Annotated in this window: 23 protein-coding genes; 19 read left to right on the top strand and 4 right to left on the bottom strand. The window is 48.0% G+C overall.

What is annotated here, in order from left to right; all coding sequences use genetic code 11:
• Positions 1-153 precede the first annotated feature (153 nt).
• From HP398_RS01880 to HP398_RS01945, 14 genes are all read left to right on the top strand, one after another.
• Positions 154-1,050, top strand: coding sequence for a C40 family peptidase (locus HP398_RS01880; RefSeq protein ID WP_017248222.1), 897 nt, complete (start codon positions 154-156; stop codon positions 1,048-1,050).
• Between the two features lie 312 nt (positions 1,051-1,362).
• Positions 1,363-1,968: a TetR/AcrR family transcriptional regulator gene (locus HP398_RS01885; RefSeq protein WP_017248223.1), complete on the top strand. Its 606-nt coding sequence runs from the start codon at positions 1,363-1,365 to the stop codon at positions 1,966-1,968.
• A gap of 33 nt (positions 1,969-2,001) precedes the next feature.
• On the top strand, positions 2,002-3,528 hold the full coding sequence (locus HP398_RS01890) for an o-succinylbenzoate--CoA ligase (RefSeq protein ID WP_173621649.1): 1,527 nt from the start codon (positions 2,002-2,004) through the stop codon (positions 3,526-3,528).
• A gap of 10 nt (positions 3,529-3,538) precedes the next feature.
• On the top strand, positions 3,539-3,955 hold the full coding sequence (locus HP398_RS01895; RefSeq protein ID WP_017248225.1) for a MaoC family dehydratase: 417 nt from the start codon (positions 3,539-3,541) through the stop codon (positions 3,953-3,955).
• Complete coding sequence (locus HP398_RS01900) at positions 3,952-4,998, top strand: 3-oxoacyl-ACP synthase (protein ID WP_173621650.1); 1,047 nt, start codon at positions 3,952-3,954, stop codon at positions 4,996-4,998. Before HP398_RS01895 ends, HP398_RS01900 begins: the two co-directional genes overlap by 4 nt.
• 67 nt (positions 4,999-5,065) lie before the next feature.
• Positions 5,066-6,235, top strand: coding sequence for a substrate-binding domain-containing protein (locus HP398_RS01905; RefSeq protein ID WP_371736711.1), 1,170 nt, complete (start codon positions 5,066-5,068; stop codon positions 6,233-6,235).
• A gap of 12 nt (positions 6,236-6,247) precedes the next feature.
• A complete protein-coding gene (locus tag HP398_RS01910) occupies positions 6,248-7,018 on the top strand; it encodes an ABC transporter ATP-binding protein (protein WP_173621651.1) in 771 nt (256 codons plus the stop codon).
• Complete coding sequence (locus tag HP398_RS01915; protein ID WP_173621652.1) at positions 7,002-7,703, top strand: ABC transporter ATP-binding protein; 702 nt, start codon at positions 7,002-7,004, stop codon at positions 7,701-7,703. Before HP398_RS01910 ends, HP398_RS01915 begins: the two co-directional genes overlap by 17 nt.
• Positions 7,704-7,730: 27 nt before the next feature.
• Positions 7,731-8,591 (top strand): branched-chain amino acid ABC transporter permease, encoded by an 861-nt coding sequence (locus HP398_RS01920; RefSeq protein WP_173621653.1) that lies wholly within the window; start codon positions 7,731-7,733, stop codon positions 8,589-8,591.
• 7 nt (positions 8,592-8,598) lie between these two features.
• Positions 8,599-9,597: a branched-chain amino acid ABC transporter permease gene (locus HP398_RS01925; protein ID WP_173621654.1), complete on the top strand. Its 999-nt coding sequence runs from the start codon at positions 8,599-8,601 to the stop codon at positions 9,595-9,597.
• Between the two features lie 136 nt (positions 9,598-9,733).
• The gene (locus HP398_RS01930) at positions 9,734-11,317 is read left to right on the top strand and encodes an acetate--CoA ligase (RefSeq protein WP_173621655.1); all 1,584 of its coding nucleotides are present in this window, start codon (positions 9,734-9,736) and stop codon (positions 11,315-11,317) included.
• A gap of 105 nt (positions 11,318-11,422) precedes the next feature.
• Positions 11,423-12,238 (top strand): transglycosylase domain-containing protein, encoded by an 816-nt coding sequence (locus tag HP398_RS01935; protein ID WP_173621656.1) that lies wholly within the window; start codon positions 11,423-11,425, stop codon positions 12,236-12,238.
• A gap of 157 nt (positions 12,239-12,395) precedes the next feature.
• Positions 12,396-12,644, top strand: coding sequence for a YuzF family protein (locus HP398_RS01940; RefSeq protein ID WP_173621657.1), 249 nt, complete (start codon positions 12,396-12,398; stop codon positions 12,642-12,644).
• A 70-nt stretch (positions 12,645-12,714) separates the two neighbouring features.
• On the top strand, positions 12,715-13,608 hold the full coding sequence (locus HP398_RS01945; RefSeq protein ID WP_012686273.1) for a manganese catalase family protein: 894 nt from the start codon (positions 12,715-12,717) through the stop codon (positions 13,606-13,608).
• Between the two features lie 79 nt (positions 13,609-13,687).
• Here HP398_RS01945 and xerS read toward each other — a convergent pair whose 3' ends face one another.
• Positions 13,688-14,800 (bottom strand): tyrosine recombinase XerS, encoded by a 1,113-nt coding sequence (gene xerS, locus HP398_RS01950; RefSeq protein WP_173621658.1) that lies wholly within the window; start codon positions 14,798-14,800, stop codon positions 13,688-13,690.
• Positions 14,801-14,946: 146 nt separating this feature from the next.
• On the opposite strand from xerS, the gene HP398_RS01955 reads away from it, so the two are divergent.
• The 4 genes from HP398_RS01955 (at position 14,947) to HP398_RS01970 (ending at position 18,101) form a co-directional block, all read left to right on the top strand.
• Entirely contained in the window at positions 14,947-15,324 is a 378-nt protein-coding gene (locus HP398_RS01955; protein WP_026043057.1) for a (2Fe-2S) ferredoxin domain-containing protein, read from the top strand.
• A gap of 294 nt (positions 15,325-15,618) precedes the next feature.
• A complete protein-coding gene (locus HP398_RS01960; RefSeq protein ID WP_017248237.1) occupies positions 15,619-16,812 on the top strand; it encodes a glycine C-acetyltransferase in 1,194 nt (397 codons plus the stop codon).
• Positions 16,809-17,771 carry an L-threonine 3-dehydrogenase gene (locus HP398_RS01965; RefSeq protein ID WP_173621659.1) on the top strand — a complete coding sequence of 321 codons (963 nt, stop codon included), beginning with the start codon at positions 16,809-16,811 and terminating at the stop codon, positions 17,769-17,771. Before HP398_RS01960 ends, HP398_RS01965 begins: the two co-directional genes overlap by 4 nt.
• 171 nt (positions 17,772-17,942) lie before the next feature.
• Positions 17,943-18,101, top strand: a complete 159-nt coding sequence (locus HP398_RS01970) for a hypothetical protein (RefSeq protein WP_017248239.1) — start codon at positions 17,943-17,945, stop codon at positions 18,099-18,101.
• A 107-nt stretch (positions 18,102-18,208) separates the two neighbouring features.
• Here the strand turns inward: HP398_RS01970 and HP398_RS01975 are convergent, their stop codons facing one another.
• The gene (locus HP398_RS01975) at positions 18,209-18,763 is read right to left on the bottom strand and encodes a spore coat protein (protein WP_017248240.1); all 555 of its coding nucleotides are present in this window, start codon (positions 18,761-18,763) and stop codon (positions 18,209-18,211) included.
• Between the two features lie 94 nt (positions 18,764-18,857).
• On the bottom strand, positions 18,858-19,226 hold the full coding sequence (locus HP398_RS01980) for a hypothetical protein (RefSeq protein ID WP_017248241.1): 369 nt from the start codon (positions 19,224-19,226) through the stop codon (positions 18,858-18,860).
• Between the two features lie 708 nt (positions 19,227-19,934).
• Between HP398_RS01980 and HP398_RS01985 the strand changes: the two genes are divergently transcribed.
• Positions 19,935-20,966 (top strand): Cfr family 23S rRNA (adenine(2503)-C(8))-methyltransferase, encoded by a 1,032-nt coding sequence (locus tag HP398_RS01985; protein WP_173621660.1) that lies wholly within the window; start codon positions 19,935-19,937, stop codon positions 20,964-20,966.
• Between the two features lie 166 nt (positions 20,967-21,132).
• On the opposite strand, the gene HP398_RS01990 is transcribed toward HP398_RS01985, so the two are convergent.
• Positions 21,133-22,737 carry a glycosyl hydrolase family 18 protein gene (locus HP398_RS01990; protein WP_254475779.1) on the bottom strand — a complete coding sequence of 535 codons (1,605 nt, stop codon included), beginning with the start codon at positions 22,735-22,737 and terminating at the stop codon, positions 21,133-21,135.
• Between the last annotated feature and the right edge of the window lie 30 nt (positions 22,738-22,767).

Here is a 22,767-nt window from a genome sequence, read left to right on the forward strand (position 1 = left end):
CAACCGCCTACTTTGCACCCTGTTTTCTGACTAGTCCCATGCTACCAATTCCATCATTGGAAAATTTTACGGTCTTATCCTCCTGTTTCCTCCTGCGCTATTCTGTCCATGTACCCAAGACGGGTGCCACAACATGACAAGGAGGAAAAGAAAGTGACGAAACGAGATTGGGTAATGAAGTCAACAGTAGCAGTCATGCTGAGTACGTCCCTGTTAATGGGTGGTCAAGTTGGAGTAGTGGCCGCTAAGACACAAGATTCAAAACAGTCAGAGGTTGCAAATATTGCTACTTCTTTGATCGGGAAGGATTACGAGTACAAAGCAAAGGGACCGAAGCAATTCGGATCAGCGGAGCTGGCTACGTATGCGTACAAACAAGTAGGGATTTCCATTGGGAGCACAATCTCTAGCCTGTACAAGACTGGGAGTAAAGTATCCGAAAAAAGCGTGGCGCCAGGAGATTTGGTGTTCTTCGCCTCTAGCGGAAGCGGCAGCCCAACTTTTATGGGAATATACATAGGCAGTGATCAATTCGTCTATTCTTCGAAAGGGGAAGACGAGGTAGTTGTAAAAAAATACTCGGCGTACAGTGACAAATTTGTAGGGGCTCGTCGTGTTATTGATTCCTCAGAGAATACGCCTAGCAAGCCAGAACAGCCAGTAAGCAAAACAGCTGATCAGGTCATTAAAAATGGCGAAAAGTATTTGGGCACGAAGTACAAATACGGTTCAAGCAGTAGCACAACCAGTACGTTCGACTGCTCTTCCTTTACCCAACGTGTATTCAAGGAAGCGGGTATTACTCTGCCACGCGATTCCCGTCAGCAATCGACTGTTGGGAAATCTGTTTCCAAAAGCAACCTGCAAAAAGGTGATCTGATCTTCATGAAGGCATCGGTAAACAGTACTTCTGATCGGATTACACACGTGGCTATTTACGCAGGGAATGGAAAAATCCTGCACACTTACGGTAGTCCTGGTGTGACTTACTCCAAGTACGATGGAACGAACTGGGAGAAGCGCACAGTGAAAATCAAGCGTGTTATCTAATCATACAACTTCAAAGTGTTTACTCCGCTCTCGTGTTTTCGTACGGGAGCTTTTTTTATGTGCTTTTGTATAATAAGACGTTGCTTCACTTTTTTTGTTTCGCGTCAATTATTGCCAACTGAGTAGAGAAAGTTATTCCCTTAGAAGAAGGGCCAGCCGCCTTGGCTGAACTCGCGACGCGTCGAGTGAAAGGGAAAGGCCACTATGGTCCCTTTTCTTATTGTGAAAACGAGTCTCCCTAGAATGAGTGCGAAAAATACATATTGTAATATTCTGAATTATACTTATAATAAAAACTGAGAGGTGATTCAGGTGTCAGAAAATAGTCTACCTACCCCTGTTTTGACCAAAAAAGGACAGGAAACCCGCAAAAAAATACTGGATGCCGCGGAGCATGTGTTTGGCGAGCTGGGTTATTATGATGCATCTATCGTCTTGATCACACAGCATGCACAGGTGTCTCAAGGAACGTTTTACAATTATTTCGAGTCGAAGAAAGCCATTTATGATGAATTGATCAGGCAGTTGAGCAGAGAGCTTCGTTCGACGATCAAAGAAGCAATCATGGGAGCAACCACACAAGAAGAGAATTTGCGCCTAGGATTTCTGGCCTTTTTTCGTTGGATCAAACATCATCGCAACATGTACAGCATTATTCAACAGGCTGCGCTCGTCGATCAGGAGCTATATCGCTGGTATTACGCCAAACTGGCAGCGGGGTACGTACGAAGTCTGAAGAACGCCATGAACGAAGGTGCGTTTCGAGAGATGGATCATGAGACGCTGGCTTATTGTCTTATGTCGATCGGACAATTCATCGGGATGCGTTGGGTTTACTGGGAAAATGAAGACGTACCGGAAGAGGTGCTAGAAACAGCCATGTCGATGATTATGAAAGGGATTGCTGCCAAGCCGTAACCGATTCATTTTATAGGCAAAGGAGTAGAGTTCATGCACGGAATTGCTTATTGGATTGAAAAGCGAGCCCGAATCACTCCGACGCGGATCGCAGTGATTGCCAACGATCAATCACTTACGTATCAGCAAATGAATGAGCAGATGCAATGTCTTGCCAACTATTTACGACATGAGCTACAGGTCAAAAAGGGGGACAGGATCGGCATTTTGTCCCAAAACAGTTTGGAGTATGTGCTTCTGCTGTTTGCCATCGCCAAACTCGGTGCGATTGCTGTCCCCTTTAATATTCGCTTGACCCCTGCAGAATTAGACTATCAGTTTGAGGATAGTGGTATCCGCGTGTTATGTGCCCAGCCGGAGTTCGCTGCCACCATTGAGCTGATCAAGGGGAAGGCCAGTGTTGCGCACATGATATGGCTGGAACCGGGAGAACTCCCTTGGAGCCAGGATGGCCCGAGTGAGTCATCCCAGCACAGTAGGACCGAGGCAGATGATGGCAGTGGAGATGATCCATACATCATTTGCTATACATCAGGAACGACAGGAAAGCCTAAGGGAGCAGTACTCACCCAAGAAAATATGTTTTGGAACTCCGTACACAATGTAGCCGCGCTTGATCTCACCTCAGAAGACTGCTCGATTGTCTTATTGCCACTCTTTCATATCGGGGGAATCGGACTGTTTGCCTTCCCTACATGGCTTGCTGGCGGACGCGTCGTAGTCGCCGGGAAGTTCGACCCTGATAAAGCGATTCAACTAATCGAATCACACCAAGTCACCATCGTGATGGGTGTGCCCGCCATCCATGAAGCCATTCGTCAAAGTCCCTTATTTGCTACCACATCATTCGATTCTGTCCGTTGGTTTTACAACGGCGGCGCTCCATGCCCCATGGAACTCATCCAGCATTTTCAGGAGCGAGGCCTCCCTTTTGGACAAGGATACGGCCTAACAGAAACATCTCCTACTGTGTTTATGATTGCGAAGGAAGATGCAAAAAGAAAAGCCGGCTCAATCGGTAAGCCCGTCATGTTTTGTGAAGTCCGCCTGATCTCGGATGACGGTAAAGACGTGGGTCATGGCGAAATTGGAGAACTGCTCGTCAAAGGTCCGAATGTGATGAAGGAATACTGGAACAAACCAGTAGAAACAGCCAAGACCATCCGGGATGGGTGGCTGTACACAGGGGATTTGGCACGTTTTGATGAAGAAGGGTTCGCCTATATCGTAGGAAGGCGCAAAGACATGATTATCTCAGGCGGGGAGAACATTTATCCGCTGGAGCTGGAACAGGTCATCGGTGAGCTGGATGACGTTCAGGAAGCCGCAGTCGTCGGTGTACCCGATGAAAAATGGGGAGAGGTCGCAAAGGCGTTTATCGTGCCCAAATCAGGTGCAGTCATCACGGAAGCATACATTAAAGCGCACTGTGAGCAAAGACTGGCGAAGTATAAAATCCCGAAGTCATTCGTGTTTCTGAACGAACTGCCACGCAATGCAACAGGGAAAATCGTCAAGCAAGCATTGACCAGATTGAAGAGCGATTCCATTACGCAATGAGGTGATTCGTATGGCGAGATTTGCAATAGGGGAGCAAGCATCTTTTAGCAGAACGATTACGGAAACAGATATCGTTCTATTTGCGGGAATGAGTGGGGATTATAATCCGGTGCACATCGACCAACAGTACGCAAAAGACACGCGATTCGGTCAGCGTATCTCACATGGACTGTTGACGGCGAGCATGTTGTCCAGATTGCTCGGGATGCAGCTGCCTGGCATCGGTTCCATTTACAAGGACCAGACCATTCAGTTTACGGCTCCGGTATTGATCGGAGACACAATCACCGCGACCGCCACTGTGCTAGAGTATCAGGAAGAGAGAGGCATGATCCGATTGCTTACGGAATGCACGAATCAGCATGGAAAAGTAGTTCTGACTGGAACAGCGACGATGCTCGTACCGAAGGAAGGAGCGAAAGTATGAATCATCTTGAAGCGAATACGATCCACGAGCAGACTATCGGAGTGGAAGCGACGTCCGTATTTTTTCCTGAGGGAGTAGAAACAGCTGAGCGATTGGCTGAAAAGACCGGAATCCCCACGCGAGTCATTATCGAAAAATTCGGTCTATACCAAAAACATGTCGCAGATGACACGCTTCATGCCTCAGACCTCGCTGTGCTCGCTGCCCAACAGCTGACCGGCTCGGTGATTGATCCATCTGAGATTGACGTGATTATTTACTTCGGCAGTCCGCACAAAGATTACTATGTATGGTCCAGCGCACCGAAGATTACATACGAGCTAAAAGCGACAAACGCATACGGTTTTGAGATGATGAACGTCAGCTCGTGCTTTCCAATCGCCTTAAAGGTTGCCAAAGATATGTTGACGGCAGATGCAACCATTAAAAACATTTTGCTGGTTGCTGGCTGTAAAGAATCACAAATCGTCGATTACGACAATCCTCGCTCACGCTTCATGTTTAATTTTGCAGATGGAGGGACAGCGGCTCTCGTAAAGCGTGGTGCTACAAAGAGTAGAATTCTCCACAGCTGTGTCATTACCGATGGTTCTTTTCACGATGATATTAGGATACCCGCAGGCGGCTCAAGGCACCAACCTAGTCATGAAACGGTGGAAAACAGACTCCACTACATCGATGTGCCGAATCCAAGCGATATGAAAGAACGACTGGATCCCGTCTCCATACCAAACTTTGTCCATGTGGTAGAGCAGGCATTGGCAAAAAGCAATCGTTCCTTGCGTGATTTGAAGCTGCTGCTTCCTTTGCACACAAAGCGTTCGATGTTCTTAGAGCTGTTGGAACGTCTGCAACTTAGCGAGGAGCAGGCCGTCTATCTCGATCATTACGGGCATTTGTCTGCACTCGACCCGTGTATTGGACTACATGTCGCACAGCAAGAGGGACGTCTTGCCCCTGGGGATATTGTCGTAGCTGTCAGTGCTGGAACTGGATATACGTGGGCTGCAACCGTGCTGGAATGGTTAGCCGAATCGCAATGAACATTATGACTTTCGAGGAGGAACCGGCGTGAAAAAAAGAGGTTGGAAAATGTTGCTCCCGCTAGCGATGTCTGTCGTGCTTGTTGTTGGTTGCAGCCAAAATGAAAGCGTTTCATCTGGCGGTGGTCATACGATCAAGGTAGGCGTACTCGCTTCGCTTACGGGGCCATTGGAGAGCTACGGCAAGCAGACGGTAAGAGGCTTTGAGCTTGGACTCGATTATGCAACAGAGGGCAAGCGAGAGATCGCTGGCAAAAAGATCGAGTTTGTCGTTGAGGATACAGAGACGAAGCCGGATGTCGCCGTCCAAAAAGCGACGAAGCTCCTGGAGACCGACAAGGTAGATTTTCTCGTAGGCTCCTCGAGTTCAGGCGATACGCTAGCTGTCCTTCCGCTGGCAGAAGAATACAAAAAAATCATGGTCGTAGAACCGGCTGTAGCAGATAGTATCACAGGGAAAAACTGGAACAAATACATTTTCCGCACTGGTCGAAATTCTTCGCAGGACGCAGTTGCTGGCGCTGCGGCGATTGCTTCCAAAGGAATGAAGATCGCGACGATGGCCCAAGACAGCGCCTATGGTCGAGAAGGGATTGAAGCCTTTAAGACCGCGGCTGAAAAATTAGGGGCTGTCATTATCGAAGAACAATACGTGGACACGAACACGACTGATTTTACAGCCAACATTCAAAAAATCATTAGCGCCAAACCCGAATATGTGTTCATCACGTGGGCAGGCTCGAACTCCCCGTGGAAACAGCTTCAAGATATGCAGGTTCAGCAAAAAGGCATCAAGGTGTCTACGGGAGCACCTGATATCGCTGCCTTGAAAACGATGGAGGCCATGATCGGAATGGAAGGCTTCTCGGTGTATTACCATTCGCTCCCGAAAACGAAAATGAACGATTGGCTCATCGATGAGCACAAGAAGCGTTTTAACGGCGAGATTCCTGACTTATTTACGGCAGGCGGGATGACGGCAGCCGTATCGATTGTGGAAGCGCTGAAAAAGACGAACGCCGATACAGATTCAGAGAAGTTGATTACGGCGATGGAAGGCATGACCTTTGATACACCGAAGGGGCAGATGCAGTTCCGGGTCGAGGACCATCAGGCACTGCAAACGTTGTACGCGATCAAGCTAGAGAAAAAAGATGGAGTCGATCATCCGGTTCCTGTACTCGTTCGGGAGATGACGATGGAAGAGACAGCACCACCTGTCAGGAACCAGAAGTAGAGGAGGTGTGTGATGAGTTACTTGTTGGAAACGATTGACGTAAGCGTAGCATTCGGGGAGCAAACCGTCATAAACAAGGTATCGCTAAATATCCCGAAGCAGCGATTTACTTCGATCATCGGACCGAATGGAGCCGGAAAGACGACATTGTTTAACTTGTTAAGCGGGCAGCTTACTCCATCGCAAGGAACGATCAAGTACAAGGGGCAAGATATTACGCACTTGCCCCCAGCAGCACGAACGAGATTGGGTATTGGACGATCGTTTCAATTGACAAACTTATTTCCCAAGCTAACGGTGCGGGAAAACATTCGATTAGCCGTGCAAGCCGCACAGGGGGTTCGGTTTCGTTTGTGGATTTCTCAGGCAGATCAGATGCGACAGGCTGAGGAAGTTGAGTGTTTGCTGCATCTGGTATTGCTGGAGAAAAAGGCGGATGTGCTGGCAAGCCTGCTGGCGCATGGGGAGAAACGAAAGCTGGAGCTAGCTATGCTACTTGGACTGCGTCCGGATGTTCTCTTACTAGACGAACCGACTGCGGGGATTTCACTGGAGGAAGTCCCAGCTGTATTGAAGGTGATTGAATCGATTAAGGAAAGCAATTCGTGCACGATCATCCTGATCGAACACAAGATGGACATGGTCAAATCACTCTCCGATCACATGGTCGTACTATTTCATGGAGAGCTATTGGCTGAGGGGACACCGACTGACATGATGCGAAATGAACAGGTGCAGTCTGCCTACTTGGGAGGGTTGTATAAGCATGATGCTGCAACTTGATCACATCGAAACGTACCTCGACCAGTTTCACATCTTGCAAGGAGTCTCGCTATCCGTGCAAGCAGGCAGTATTACTGTCCTGTTTGGACGAAACGGCGCGGGCAAAACAACGACGCTTCGTTCCATCATGGGGCTTGCCCCGATCCGTCATGGCCAAATTCGCTATTTAGGAGAAGAAATCGGGCATCTGCCGACCTATTTCATCGCGCGTAAGGGGATTGGCTATGTGCCCGAGAATCAAGGGATTTTTCATGATTTTACGGTAGAAGAGACGTTCCGGCTCGCCATGCAAAAAAATGACGACGAACAAAAAGAAAAGCTCGCCTGGATGCTGGATCTATTCCCTGACCTGCGACATTACTGGAAAAAGAAAAGCGGGCACTTAAGCGGAGGTCAAAAGCAAATGCTGGCGATTGCACGAGCTTATGTGAACAGCAACGGACTCTTGTTAATTGACGAGCCGAGCAAGGGACTGGCACCCATCATGGTTGAAAAGCTCATGTTTCACATCGAATCGATGAAGCAGAAAACGACTGTGCTTTTAGTCGAGCAAAACTTTATGATGGCGAGCATGATCGGCGAGCAGTACTACTTGATGGATGAAGGGAAAATTGTCCGCGGTGGCGCGATGCAGGAGTTGAAGGATGATGCAGATACGCGACAAAAATATTTGGGCATTGCCTGAGCGTATAACAGGGAGGGGGAGGATGAAATGGATGTCGCGATTAATTTGCTGGTAAATGGACTGGCGACAGGCATACTCATTTTCTTGCTCGCTTCCGGGCTCACGTTGATCTTTGGCTTAATGAGTGTGTTGAACTTTGCCCACGGTGGATTGTTTGCCTGGGGAGCTTTTGCTGGTGTATGGCTTTTCGGATTGACGGATAGCTTTCTTCTGGCCATTGTAGGTGCTGTCGTCATCGGGATGCTGCTCGGTTTTGTGTTGGAGCGCGTGCTGATCCGCCCCGTGTACGGTGATCATATTCAGCAACTGCTCGTGACATTGGGTGGGATGCTCGTGATCAGTGAATTGCTCAAGGTGTTTTGGAGCCCCAATCCTATTCGGGCAGTATTACCAGATTATTTGCAAGGGAGCATCGAGCTTGGCGACATCATACTGATCAATTATCGCTTGTTTGTCATTGCAGTCGGAATAGTTATGTACGTTGGGTTGCACCTGTTGTTGACGCGAACGAGACTAGGCTTGATCGTCCGAGCGGGCGTCATCGATAAGGAAATGGTGCAGGCACTCGGCATCAATATTAAACAAGTGTTTACTTTCGTCTTTCTGCTGGGGGCAGGCATGGCCGCACTCGGAGGAAGTCTGCTGGCACCGTATTCAGGGGTTATTTTTGCGGAAATGGGTATGCAGTATGCGATTCTGGCATTCATCGTCGTCATTGTCGGTGGGATGGGAAGCGTTCAAGGCTCTATGATTGCGGCGCTTTTAGTAGGAGTGCTTGGCTCGTTTATGGCTTACTTCGTTCCAGAGCTTTCACTGGCAGTGAACATGCTGCTGATGCTGGCAGTGCTGCTTATCAAACCATCCGGCCTGTTTGGAGCGAAGGGGTGATCATGCGTTGACTACATCCGGATTGTTGAACCATCGATTTATTCTTTTTGTGTTTTTGGCTTTGGCGGTTTTGCCGTTTCTTTCAGACTCGCGAAGCACGTACATCATGTTTACCCAAATCTTTATTTTTGCGATTTTTGCGATGAGCTTTGATTTGTTGCTCGGCTATACGGGGATCGTCTCATTCGGACACTGTATGTTTTTCGGAATAGGTGCGTACTCCGTGTCTTTATTCCTGAAAAACTTTGATGCGACGATCAGTTATTTTTTGCTTGGCGTACTCGTTGCCATCGTGCTTTCCGGTATTCTCAGCTACATGATCGGGATGCTGTCGTTGCGATTGAAAAGTCATTTTTATGCGATGCTGACCTTGGCGATTTCCCAGCTGCTATTTGTATTGGCAGAAAAATGGCGCTCAATGACGATGGGAGGGGATGGATTCACCTTTCCCGTGCCTGAGCTGTTTCGTGATCGTTTGTCCTTTTACTATGTATGCCTGATCCTAATGGTCATGCTGTTCGTCATCTTGCGGGCGTTTACGCACTCTCCACTCGGCAAGGTCTTGAAAGCCATCGGTCAAAATGAACAACGTGCGGAAGCGTTAGGCTATCAAATTCTTCATTATAAGGTAATCGTCAGCATTGTCGCTGGAGTGGTTGCTGCGATTAGTGGAGGCTTGTACGCGGTCATGCTGCGTTTTGTGAACACCCAAGTGTTTTCGATTGAAACGACGCTAGATGCACTCTTGATGAGCATGATCGGTGGGCTGGGAACGCTATTTGGCTCCATTTTGGGGTCGGGAATCGTAGAGCTGGCGCATCACGGGCTGACTGAGTTGGCGAAGCTTCACCCGATATTCGAGAGATGGGTCATCTTCCTAGGCTTGCTCTATATTTTGGTCGTACTCTGCTTTCCGAGCGGAATTGTCGGTAGCTTTCAAGCGTGGAGGGAAAAAAGAAAACAGCGTTCCCTGCAGGCTGCAACGATTACGGAGCAAGTAGAGTGATAGGAATGAAAGAAGGGAGGTCAACCCATACAAAAGGTTGGCCTTTTTTTGTCCCATTTTTGTCGAAAGAAAAAGGGGAGAATTATAGTGATGTCGAATTATTATTCATCAAACTTAGAAAAGGTGGAGATGTGCTATGGAACTGAACATTCCAGTGAACTATAACTTCGCTGCCCAGGTGGACGAATGGGCGAGAAAACATCCGGAGAGACGAGCGGTTTGGGAGTTAGATGAACAAGGTCAGGAACATATCCTTACGTACGAAGATTTGCGCCAATATTCAAATAAAATTGCGAATGGTCTAGGGTCCATTGGAATCGAGCATGGGGATCGGGTACTCGTCTTGGTTTCCCGAGGAACCTTGGCCTATGGCCTCTATTTGGCACTGCTGAAGCTGGGGGCAGTGATTTTGCCAGGGTCAGAGATGCTGCGTTACAAAGATATCGAGTACCGGATCAATCATGCAAAAGTCAAAGCTGTGATCAGCTTCGCGGGAGCAATGAGTGAGGTTGATCTGACGAGAGGCAACTGTTCCACCCTGCAACACTACATCACGACGGGCGAAGAGAAAGAAGGTTGGATATCGCTTGAGGGGCTACTCCAGGGGCAGGACACAGAATTTGAGGTCGTAAACACGAAGTCGGATGAGCTGGCCTTCCTGTCTTATACGTCAGGCACGACTGGGGGACCCAAAGGGGTTATGCACGTTCACGGTTGGCCGTTTGCGCATTTGGCTGTGGCCGCGACACAGTGGCTGGACGTTCGCGAAGGTGACGTGGTTTGGGCAACGGCGGGGCCTGGTTGGGCCAAGTGGATCTGGAGCCCGTTTGTCTCTACGTTAGGGCTGGGAGCGACCGCCTTTGTCTATAAAGGAAAGTTTTCTGCCGATAATTATTTGACAATTCTGCAAAAATATCCAGTTTCTGTCTTGTGCGCGACGCCAACCGAGTACAGAATCATGGCAAAAGTAACGGATTTGGAACAATACAAGCTGTCCGCCTTGCGCTCCGCATGTTCGGCCGGTGAACCGCTCAATCGGGAAGTGATCGACACATTCCGCCGCGTATTCCAATTGACCGTGCGAGATGGATACGGACAGACAGAGAACACTTTGCTGGTGGGTACCTTTGTCGGCATGGAGCCAAGGCCAGGTTCGATGGGTAAGCCATCGCCAGTTGTGAGAATCGCCATTATTGACGAAGAAGGAGAGGAGTTGCCAGTAGGCAAAGTGGGCGATATTGCCATCGATCGCCATATGGTGGCACTGTTCAAAGGCTATCTGGATGATCCACAGCGAACTGCCAGAGCGTTTCGCGGTGACTGGTACGTGACGGGCGACCAAGGTCGCATGGATGAAGATGGCTACATCTGGTTCGAAGGACGTTCGGACGACATTATCATCTCAGGCGGATATACGATTGGTCCCTTTGAGGTCGAAGATGCCTTGGTGAAGCATGCGGCAGTAGCAGAGTGTGCGGCGGTTGCCAGTCCAGATCCAGAGCGTGGTCATGTGGTAAAAGCCTTTGTCATCCTGAAAAAAGGGAATGAGCCATCCGAAGAGTTGATCGTCGAATTGCAAAACCATGTGAAGCAATTAACTGCTCCTTATAAATACCCGCGCAAAATCGAATTTGTACAGGAACTGCCGAAAACGACCTCCGGTAAAATCAGACGGATCGAGCTGCGGCAGCACGAGGCACAGCAAAATCAGCATTCGTAATGGTTTGTCTTACGAAATTGTAAGATTGCTGTAAGTGGATTCGATGGGACGAAATGCGCGCATCCCCTACAATGTGAGTAGAAGCAAGGTAAGGGGGAATGCAGCATGAACCACCTTCCAATCCCATTAGGAAGAAACACCGACTTGTATGAAGCGGCGAGCATGCCCAAGAGCATCAAGAAACTCGGTGTTCGTTGGAAAAAACGACTGCGTATCAGTTTTCTCGTGATCATGATGGCAGCTATCCTGGCGCCGATCGTGCTTGCGTGGACAGGGAATATATGGATAGATGAGAAAAAGCTGGCTGCTGTACAGCAATCCAACAGCTATGTAAAGCTGGACGAAATGCCTGACCATGTGTGGAAGGCGTTCGTTGCGATCGAGGATCATCGGTTTATGCAGCATCCAGGAGTAGATCCTGTTGGATTGAGCCGAGCGATCTGGGTCGATATCAAGGAAGGTGCCTACGTGCAGGGGGGAAGTACAATCACCATGCAGTTGGCGCGAAACCTGTTTCTGACGAACGACAAAACGATGACCAGAAAAGTGAAGGAAATCGCGATCGCTTTGCAATTGGAACAGCGATACAGCAAAAAAGAACTGCTCGAAATCTACCTCAACGTCATTTATTTCGGGCACGGAAAGTACGGGATTGGCGAGGCTGTTCCCTTTTACTTCGGAAAAAAAGCAACAGAAACAGGGAATCGAGCGGTAACACTGGGAGAAGCGGCCATGCTGGCTTCTTTACCGAAAGGACCAGAGCGTTACTCTCCGGTAAAGAACTGGGACCGAGCCAAACAACGGCAAGCGGTTGTATTGAACCGGATGAACGAATTGGAAGTGATTGATCAAAGCGAAAGTACATTGGCAAAGAACGAGCAGATTTACGTTGTTCCTACTGCCAAACGTGCAGCGAAATAAACGAATGTAATGGAATCCCCTGTCTAGATGGCAGGGGGTATTTGTTTTGGAATCGATCAGGCATACAGAATGGTTAGGAACTTCCTATGCACTCACCCATCCCAACCCTTGGGCATAAAATACAGGGAGGAACTACAGGAAGGAGTCCAAAAACGTCATGAGTTCGTATCCTTTTCAGACACAAGCACAACCAGCGTCGAGTACCCCCTCTATGAATTCCTTCATTGACCCTTATTTGTACCAGACGTTGCAGAGTGTTATAAAGCGTGAAGTTGCCATTCAAACAACCCAGGGAAATGTCCGTGGAATCGTTGTCGATGTGCTACCTGACCATGTGGTACTACAGACGGGAGGTTCTACGTTTTTTGTACGCCTACAACAGATCGTCTGGGTCATGCCGTTTTAAACTGGTATGAAACAACCCTTCGCCCACATAAAACAGTACAGGTAGGTGCAAAACGGGGGAGGGAAGCAGGTTGTTTACTCGTATCAACAGGTTGGCAATTGAGCTGCCAGAACCGGCTTATGGAGATGCCAACGCCGCTGCGGCCGTCCAGGAGCTATTGGGCGGTCGTTTTGGTGAGATGTCAACGCTAAACAATTATTTGTTCCAATCCTTCAACTTTCGTGGAAAGAGCAAACTAAAGCCTTTTTATGATTTGGTCGCCAGCATTACAGCGGAAGAAGTCGGGCATGTGGAGCTGGTCTCCAATGCAATCAATTTGTGCATGAAAGGTATTACACGGCCGGGGGACCCTGATACGACTCCCTTGAATAACGGTTTGAATAAGCGCAATACGTACCATTTTATTGCAACCGCACAAACTGCGATGCCAGGTGACTCCATGGGAAAATCATGGACAGGTGATTACGTATTTTCGAGTGGGAATCTGGTGCTTGATCTTTTGCACAACTTTTTTCTGGAGTGCGGAGCGCGTACTCACAAGATGAGGGTGTACGAAATGACGGATCATCCCACAGCTCGGGCCATGATCGGTTACTTGCTCGTCAGAGGGGGCGTCCATATCGTAGCGTACGCCAAAGCCTTGGAGATCGCTACGGGTGTGGATATGACGAAAATGCTGCCTGTTCCAAATCTGGATAACACACAATTCGATGCGACTCACCCGTATATCGCGATGGGATTGAATCGCAAGCTGTTTACGTTCAGCTATCAGGACTATCAGGATATCGCGATGATTTGGCGCGGCCCGTTGCCTGATGGTGGAACAGCAGAGGTCATTCAAGGCGTCCCGGATGGCGGCCCTGTTCCGGATTTAGATGAACTGCCAGAAGAATTTGCGCCAGGTGTATCGCGGGAAGACTTTATGAAAATCGCGGAACGCTTGCAAAGGTCAGCGGGGATGTAGATGGAATGGAAAAAGCACGAAAAAAGTGACCAGTCCGCAGTGGTATGCAGATTGGTCACTTGTTCTTGTTGAGGCATTCTTACGTCGTTCGGTTCACAGCCTTACCCAGAGCATCTTCTAGGACATGGGCATACTGCATGGTCGTTTCGATTTTGGAGTGCCCCAGTTGTGCTTGTAGCTGATGGGGGTCAGGGTTCAAGCGGAGAAACTGTGTAGCAAAGCTGTGACGAAGCTTATGGACAGACAGATCGGGGATGCCGAAGGCTTTGGCGTACTTTTTGACCAGCTTTTGGACAGACCGCACTTCAATGCGATGCCCATTCGGATTGGAAGGGGAAACAGCGAGAAAAACAGCGTCCTCTTGCGGTTCAGGATTGTATTTGTCACGCAGCTGCAAGTATTTGGTTAAGTACTCCTTGCCCCAGTCACTGAAAAAAGGAGCGTCCTCTTTCTTTCCTTTGCGGATCAATTTCAACTGGTTTTTTTCCATAATAATGTCGGATAGATCGAGACTGACGATCTCTGACACACGGAAGCCACCGGAGAGAATCATCGCGATCAAGGCAGTATCTCGGTCGCGGTTTTGCATGTGATACTGCTTCTTTTTTTCCGTATCACAATGGGCCAGATATCCGTTGTAGACAAAATCAACGAACTGATAGATTTCGTCGTCAATCAGGATTTTTGCCCGAATGGCGTGGGCGCGTGCGAGGGGAGTCAGCTCTGTGATCTCCAGTTCGATTTTGGCGAGGACATTCCGCGTCAAATACGATTCCCCATTCTCATCCTCAGCGAGGGCAGACAAGTAATGAAAAAGCGATTTCAGGCTCGATATTTTTCTGCTGATGGTGCGGTCACTGTATTCTTTCTTTGCGCTTTTGGTAGGGTTCGAGAGCAAAGCGGATCGCTCATATAAATGCGACTCCTGCAAGTACAATATGTAGCTTTCTACCGTTTCCTTCTTTAGGTCATTCAAATCGCTTAACGGAATGTCCTTCATATCCATCGCGGTACTCAAACCTTCTGTCATCATCCAGCGAAAGAAAAAAGAGAAATCGCGAAGGTATCCAAGCAAGGTGGAGGGTGAATTCTTTTTTGCTTTTTTATGCTCAATAAACTTTTCAACATACCATGGGTAGGAGCCCACTGTTTGCAAAAGCTGCAAGGCATCGCGCTGTTTGGTAACGGACATGCTTTCACCACCAAAATCATTTTGTAAATCGTATACGAACATATATTCTATCAAAAACCAAACGTTCTGGGAATTGCAAATTGAACAAGAAACCGTCATGATGGGGAGTATGGATGGATGTTGGACAAGAACGGAGAGGATTCGTAGTGGCAACATGGGACTTATCTCAGACAAAGCATCATGTGTTGATCTGTAATGGCGGAAGCTGTATGCGCAAGGGTGGTGAAGAGGTTACGGTAGCGATACGCGAAGCGATTACCAACGCAGGTTTGGATGACTATGTACATACAACCCGCACGCGATGCAACGGACGCTGTGAGGACGCATGCGTGATGATCGTGTACCCCGAAGGAATCTGGTATGAAAACGTGACGCCAGAAGATGCACAGCTGTTGGTGGAAGAGCATTTTCAAAATGGCAGACCAGTAGAGGCTTTGATGACGCATCGCTTCGAAACGAACGGTTTTGTGCGTACGATTGACACCAAGCCTGGTATCTTAAAATCACAAAAAGCAAAAAAATGAGGAAAAGGCCACGATCTGCTCACATGAAGCAAGAGAGTGGTTTTTTCATTTTCAGGAGTCTACGAATTACGACAAAAGGAGAAAGTAGGAGAGATGACAATATCAAAAGGAAAATGATTGAAAGCGTTAACAATATGTCTTTGTGATGTGGACGTTTTAAGTAAATGGTGGTAAAATGTTTGTAGATTAAGTTGATTTTATGCGAATTTTATCACAATGATGTGTCCATACAGTGTGAACAATTGTTTTTGTGGAACTTACTAATCGATGGCTGTAATAATGGAGGGATTCTCGTTGGCGAGCAAAACACTTGAACATTTTTTACATGAAAATCTGACAGATTTGAAGAGCAAGGGACTGTACAACGTCATTGACCCTTTGCAAAGTGCGAACGGTCCTGTCATTACGATTGCAGGAAAAGAACTGATCAACCTCTCCTCCAACAACTATCTGGGCTTGGCTACTGATCAACGCCTAGTGGACGCTGCGATTGCAGCAGCGAGCAAATACGGTGTAGGGGCAGGGGCTGTACGTACCATTAATGGTACCTTGGACTTGCACGTGAAGCTGGAAGAAAAGCTCGCTGCCTTCAAGCACACGGAAGCCGCGATTGCTTACCAATCTGGTTTTAACTGCAACATGGCTGCGATCTCTGCTGTCATGGACAAGGACGATGCGATTCTTTCTGACGAGTTGAACCACGCTTCCATTATCGATGGATGCCGCCTGTCTCGTGCACAAATTATCCGTGTGAACCACTCCGATATTGATGACTTGCGTGCGAAAGCGAAGGAAGCGAAAGAATCCGGCAAATATAAAAAACTGATGGTCATTACTGACGGCGTATTTTCGATGGATGGCGATGTTGCCAAGCTGCCGGAAATCGTAGAGGTTGCCGAACAATATGACTTGATTACGTATGTAGACGATGCCCACGGCTCTGGAGTTCTCGGTAAAGGGGCAGGAACGGTTAAGCATTTTGGCCTGTCTGATAAAATCGACTTCCAAATCGGTACACTTTCCAAAGCAATTGGGGTAGTCGGCGGTTATGTAGCGGGACGCCAAGAGCTGATCGACTGGCTCAAAGTACGCAGCAGACCGTTCCTGTTCTCGACTTCGCTGACTCCAGCGGATGTGGCTGCATCCATTGCGGCTATCGATATTTTGATGAACAGCACCGAACTGCATGACAAGCTGTGGGATAACGGACATTACCTCAAAAAAGGCTTGAAAGAACTCGGCTTCAATATCGGGGAGAGCGAAACGCCTATCACTCCATGCATTATCGGAGACGAACAGCAAACCCAGGAGTTCAGCAAGCGACTGTATGAAGAGGGCGTGTACGCGAAAGCGATTGTGTTCCCGACTGTACCAAAAGGAACCGGTCGTGTACGGAATATGCCAACAGCGGCACATAGCAAAGAAATGTTGGATCGTGCCCTTAGCATCTACGAAAAAGTCGGGAAAGAAATGGGGATCCTGAAATGAAAAAAATTCTGGTAACCGGGGCGTTAGGACAAATTGGTTCCGAGCTCATCATGAAATTACGCGATATTTACGGAGCGGATCAAGTCATCGCCACAGATATCCGGAAAAACGAAGACGATCCTGTTGTGCAATCGGGTCCATTCGAAGTTCTTGATGTCACCGACGGGAACCGGATGTTTGAGCTGGCGAAGAAACATGGCGTGGATACGATCATGCATTTGGCTGCCCTGTTGTCTGCAACAGCTGAAGCAAAGCCTCTCTTGGCATGGAACCTGAACATGGGTGGGCTGGTAAACGCGCTGGAAGCAGCACGTGAGTTGAACTGCCAATTCTTTACGCCAAGCTCGATTGGTGCATTTGGTCCGACTACACCGAAGGACAACACACCACAGGACACGATCCAACGCCCTACGACCATGTATGGCGTAAACAAAGTATCCGGTGAGTTGCTCTGCGATTACTATTATCAAAAATTCGGGGTAGATACGCGCGGCGTACGCTTCCCAGGTCTGATCTCGTATGTAGCGCCGCCTGGTGGTGGTACGACCGACTACGCAGTAGACATTTACTACAAGGCGATCCAATACGGAGCGTATACGTCCTACATCGGCAAAGGCACATACATGGATATGATGTATATGCCGGATGCGCTGAATGCGATTATTTCCCTGATGGAAGCAGATGCATCCAAGCTCATTCACCGCAATGCGTTCAACGTGACTGCAATGAGTATTGAGCCAGAGGATGTAGCAGCAGCGATCCGTAAACACATTCCTGAGTTTACACTCTCTTATGAAGTCGACCCTGTGCGTCAGGCGATTGCCGACAGTTGGCCGAACTCCATTGATGCTACGGCTGCCTTGCAAGAGTGGGGCTTCAAAGCGGAGTACGACTTGGACAAAATGACTGAGGACATGCTCGCAAAACTGCGGGGAAAGTTGCTCCAACAAGTCGGATAAACAAAGAGTGAAAAAGAAAACTGCCATTTCTACTTGTACGTGATACGAGAGAGGTGGCAGTTTTTTGTTTATCCAATCATATGCACTGTGCAAGGCTTTTGAATGTCTTTCCCGCTGTATGGGCACATTAACAAAACATGCTTGAAGGAAAGAGGAACGGAGGGGAGAACCATGGATTTACCAAAAAACTTGCAGGACAACCATTCGAAGCACGACGAAGAAGGACAAGTCATCCCAAATATTCAAGAGACGAAAGGCAGTGGTAATGAGGAGCGACCAATAGAAAGCTGGGGATGGTCAAATAATACCGAGACCGTTCGAGATCGCTGACACCATGTAAAAACAAAACCTTCCAGAATCCGGAAGGTTTTTCTCGTTTCCGGTTGCTATGCTTCGCACAAATGGAAAACCGTCCAAACAAGGACGGTTATTGTGGCTTAAAGGAGCATTTGTTGTTGAGGCTGGTAGGCGTTAATCATCGTATTCATCGTATGATCGGCAAGCTGCGGAGCTTGGTAGTAGCCTCTTGCATTCAAGTATTGCCAAGTTTCATACGCCATTTGCTGGCATGCATTCGCGCCATTTACATGATATTGTCGGATACCTGGGTCCACACACTCTGCCGCCCACAGCATTCCGATAGCGGAACCCGCTTTATGCCAGTTCAACATCAAGGTAGCGATTGTCATATCAGACAAGCGGGTTGGGTGCGGGTTGGGCGCAGCCATTTGTGGGTTATTTAGACCAACGGCAGTCGGTTGGGCTACACGCAATTGAATAGGGGCTGGCGCTATGTTGAATCCTTTTCCCTGCAATAGGCTAATTCCTTGCTGGTATGCGGTCATGATCATTTGCTGATGTCGGTTAATGATACTCGTTAATTGAGGGTCTTGCGCCATCTCGGCAAGTAATCCGTGCATTTCAATCGCGGCGTGTTTGGAGCGGAGTGCTTCTTGTGTTTCCAAAAATTCATGAGCAGCAAAACGTTGCATAATGGCCTCCTGATCTATCGTTTGGTTTTGGACTGTCAACCTCTGTTATTGTTTGTTCAGAAGTAATGGATATTCAGGAAAAAGATACTAGAATCTAACTGACGTATTCAGCTGAATAGGAATTGGAGCCTGCGTGCACGGAAAGTAATGTATTGGCATAGCCCACCAAACGATTAATTGTCTCATCCACTACTGCATAGACTAGCGAGTGCAGAGTAGGGTCATACAGCTTGGGATCATCGAAAATCACGGTGGTATTGATGAACACCTCTCGATTTCCCATCAAATCGTAATGGATGATAACTTTGCCACAAGCCCCTTCTGTCTGCGGATCGCGATAGCCTGGCAAAAAAAGATACCATTCCTCGGCAGTTGCTGATCGGAAATTTTTCGTAAAAGTGAGACCTTGGATTGCTTCCTCGGTTATTTTTTTTAATTCGGGGTTCATCAAAAAATCGGACACGAATCATTCCTCCAAATCTATTCAGTTAATGGCTTTGAAGCCGTTTTTATTATTTGTGTGTTTGAATTGTTTATGAAAATCAATGGGAAGTTGATTTTTTGGTTGTCTTTTAGAATGTTGCAATGTATAAGCGGGGTATGTTAAGATCGTTCTGACAATTAACGATTGGAGTTGAAGAGGATAATGTAATATTTTTTGCCACTTTTTGAAGAATAAAGCAGAGTTTGTTTTGTTCTTCATTGGCAAGAAAGTTACCTTATTCTTTTCACTCAAAAAATATACCCTTTTCATTCCCTGAACGGGGCTGGATTTGCCGTATTTTTTTGAGCTACAAGAAAGGTAACTTTCTTGTAGCTCTTTTTTATTTTGATAAAGGCGGTTACCGACATGTCATTGATCAAGGTAACGAACCTGACAGCCTCTGCGAGCGGGTTCATTTGCATTTGTGAAACTGAAAGAAAATCATTTCTAGGAGGATGAAAGCGATGGAGATTGAGGTTGTAGATGATTGTGTGAACCGGTTCCTGTTAGGTGAAGCGGTTCACAAAAAAACAAATCCGTTGCCGGAGGTTTACCAATCTATCGACAGGTGCACGTAGCGATCCGCCTGCAAACGTATGCGCTTTTTCTGTATAGTTGGTTAATGACGTGTCAAAGTGCCAACTGACGGTTGCTTTTTTACGTTTTCTCCGGCGGTAAGGAGAAGACATGAGACTATCCTCGAAATATGAAACGATTCGGCGAATATTGTCCGACTTCAAGCAGCCCGAGTATCGGTATGCTCAGATTATGGACGCGATTTTCAAGCAAAACATCGGCGAATACGAACGGATGACTATACTGCCCAAATTTTTGCGCGACGAGTTGACCCGGATACTTGGTCCGAACGTCTGCAGCATCGTTCCGGTAAAGGAACTCACGTCGAACCAGGTCAGCAAGGTGCTGTTTACCATTGCGGGCGACGAACGAGTGGAGGCCGTACGACTTACTTATGAGCGGGGGTGGAAATCGTATTGTATTTCCACGCAGTGCGGCTGCGGATTCGGATGTAGGTTTTGCGCTACCGGTACCATCGGCCTGAAACGAAATCTGACTGCCGACGAAATTACCGACCAATTGTTACACTTTCGCTTGAACGGCCACGCCTTGGACAGCGTCTCATTCATGGGCATGGGGGAGGCGCTTGCCAACCCGCATATTTTTGATGCAATGACGATTTTGACCGACCCGCATCTCTTTGGTTTAGGACATCGACGAATTACGATTTCCACCATCGGCCTGTTGCCGGGGATCGACAAGCTGACACGGGAGTTTCCGCAGGTCAATCTAACCTTCTCGCTGCATTCGCCGTTTGACGATCAGAGAAGCGAGCTGATGCCGATCAACGACCGATTCCCAGTCCATGACGTGCTGAAGGCATTGGATCGTCATATCCAGCATACCGGGAGAAAGGTGTATATTGCGTATATTCTTCTTCGAGGAGTCAACGACTCGACGGCGCATGCGGAAGCAGTTGCTGAGTTGTTAAGGGGAAGGGGACCTGGGGAACATCTCTACCACGTTAACCTGATTCCATTCAATTCGACCGATGTTACGCCAGACAGCTATCGGCAATCTGATCCTAATCGGATTAAAGCGTTTGTTCGGATCTTGAAGTCAAAGGGTATCAGCATCACGGTCCGAACTCAATTCGGATCGGACATTAACGCAGCATGCGGTCAGTTATACCGCTCTAAATAATCGATGTCGGAAACTAGATTTATTAAGCCGGACGAAGCCGTCGAGGCTCCCAAACATCCTGGAGGCGCGGGCTCTTCCGGGACTTAGTGAGAATTGCCTAGCTTAAACAAAAAGAAGCGCCTCTGCCACGGCTGTAGCCGGAAGAGGGCGCTTCTTTTTATGATTCTTACAGTTTTTCACGTGCATGTTTAAGGGTTATCGAATTGGCAATGGCTGTCCACATATCAGTTGATTCAGAACCAATGTACCAGTACGCCAATCCACCAATTTGCCATTGCAGACTAGCCTGAGCTTTCAGCCCAATCGAACGGCTTTCTTCCAGCCAAATCGTGTGCGTGACGCCTTGCTTTTGATACGTCGAACGGTATTGTCCAACTTTATCGTCCCACACAGTTTTTGCTCTGTATTGAGAGAGCAACTGGTAAGACTCGGGGATGCTGATATCTGTCGATTTCAAAGACCCATTCGATTGGTACCAGTCGCGTGTGTAAAGAGGCATTCCGACGATCAGCTTTTGGGTCGGAACCTCGTCAAGCAGGTCGGTAATGACTTTCGTAAACCAAGGCAAGGATGCCACGGAGCCTGCTTTTGACCCGCCTACCCAATTCTCTTCATAGGCCATTACTACCAAATAATCTGCATGCTTTGCTAATTTAGCAAAATCAAAAGGATCGCTCCAGTCTGAATCACCATCTGGCGGAATATCTACAGATAGAACAGCACCTTTTGCGTGAAGAGCAGTGGCGAGCTCCTGGATAAACAAGGTGAAGTTGTTGCGATCCGCAGGGGAGAACCCTTCAAAATCGATGTTAATCCCATCTAGTTGGTACTTATCAATGAATGAAGAAAGCTTTTGCACGGCTGCTTTTCGTTTAGTGGGATTGGACAGCATGGTGTGGGTCGCTTCGGGATCGAATTTATTCCCGAATAGCGGCCAAACTTGCTTGCCATTCGCATGAGCCCACTGGACGAGTGAAGCATCCGTGATGTCACTGATCGTTCCATCTTTTTGCAGGAAGTACCAACGCGGTGACAGCGTGTTGACTCCGCTTTTCTTGACTTGTGCAATGAACTCCTCTGTCGTGGATTCATATTGCCATCCGAGAGAGACAAGCGGTTTTGCTGTAACGTTTTGCTTCTTCAGATTCTCCTGAATTCGATATAAAATAACAGCCGTTTCTTCTCTCGAAAGTGCTTGAGTCGGGCGGAAGTAGCCATTGTAGCCTACCAGCCATTTTTTCTGCATGGCGTGGCTGACGGAGGCGCGTGCCCAGCTCGAAATCGCATTGGCATCCTTCACGGGCAACTGGTAAGAAGACGAAATGCTCTGTTCTAGTGCACGTACAAGAAACGCAGCGGCCTCTTCGCGAGAGATCGTCCGCTTCGGAGCAAAAGCAGTAGGACTAATGCCATTCGCGATGTTAAGCCCAGAAGCAGCTTGTACATACCCGTATGCCCAAGAGTTTTTCGGGACATCCGAATAGGCTGCGACGTTGCTGACCACCGGTTTAATACCGAGCGTTCGTGTGAGCATCGCGACAAACTCAGCACGCGTCACCGGGCGAGTTGGGTGAAAATACCCGTTTTCATCCCCTGCGATGACACCTGCCGCATGTAGCGAACGTATTTGCTCTTTCGCATAGCTGTTTGCGATATCTTTTAAATTATTCGTCGATGCTGTGGATGCAGGGACTCCTATGGCAAAAGAGAGACCGTACACCAAAAAAGCTAAGGAGACTAACCAGATATGTAGGTTTTGTTTTTTCATCATACATCCAGTATAAGGAGAGAGAACCATTCT

The organism is Brevibacillus sp. HB1.4B (assembly GCF_013284285.1).
In the GTDB taxonomy this organism is placed as follows: Bacteria; Bacillota; Bacilli; order Brevibacillales; family Brevibacillaceae; genus Brevibacillus; species Brevibacillus porteri.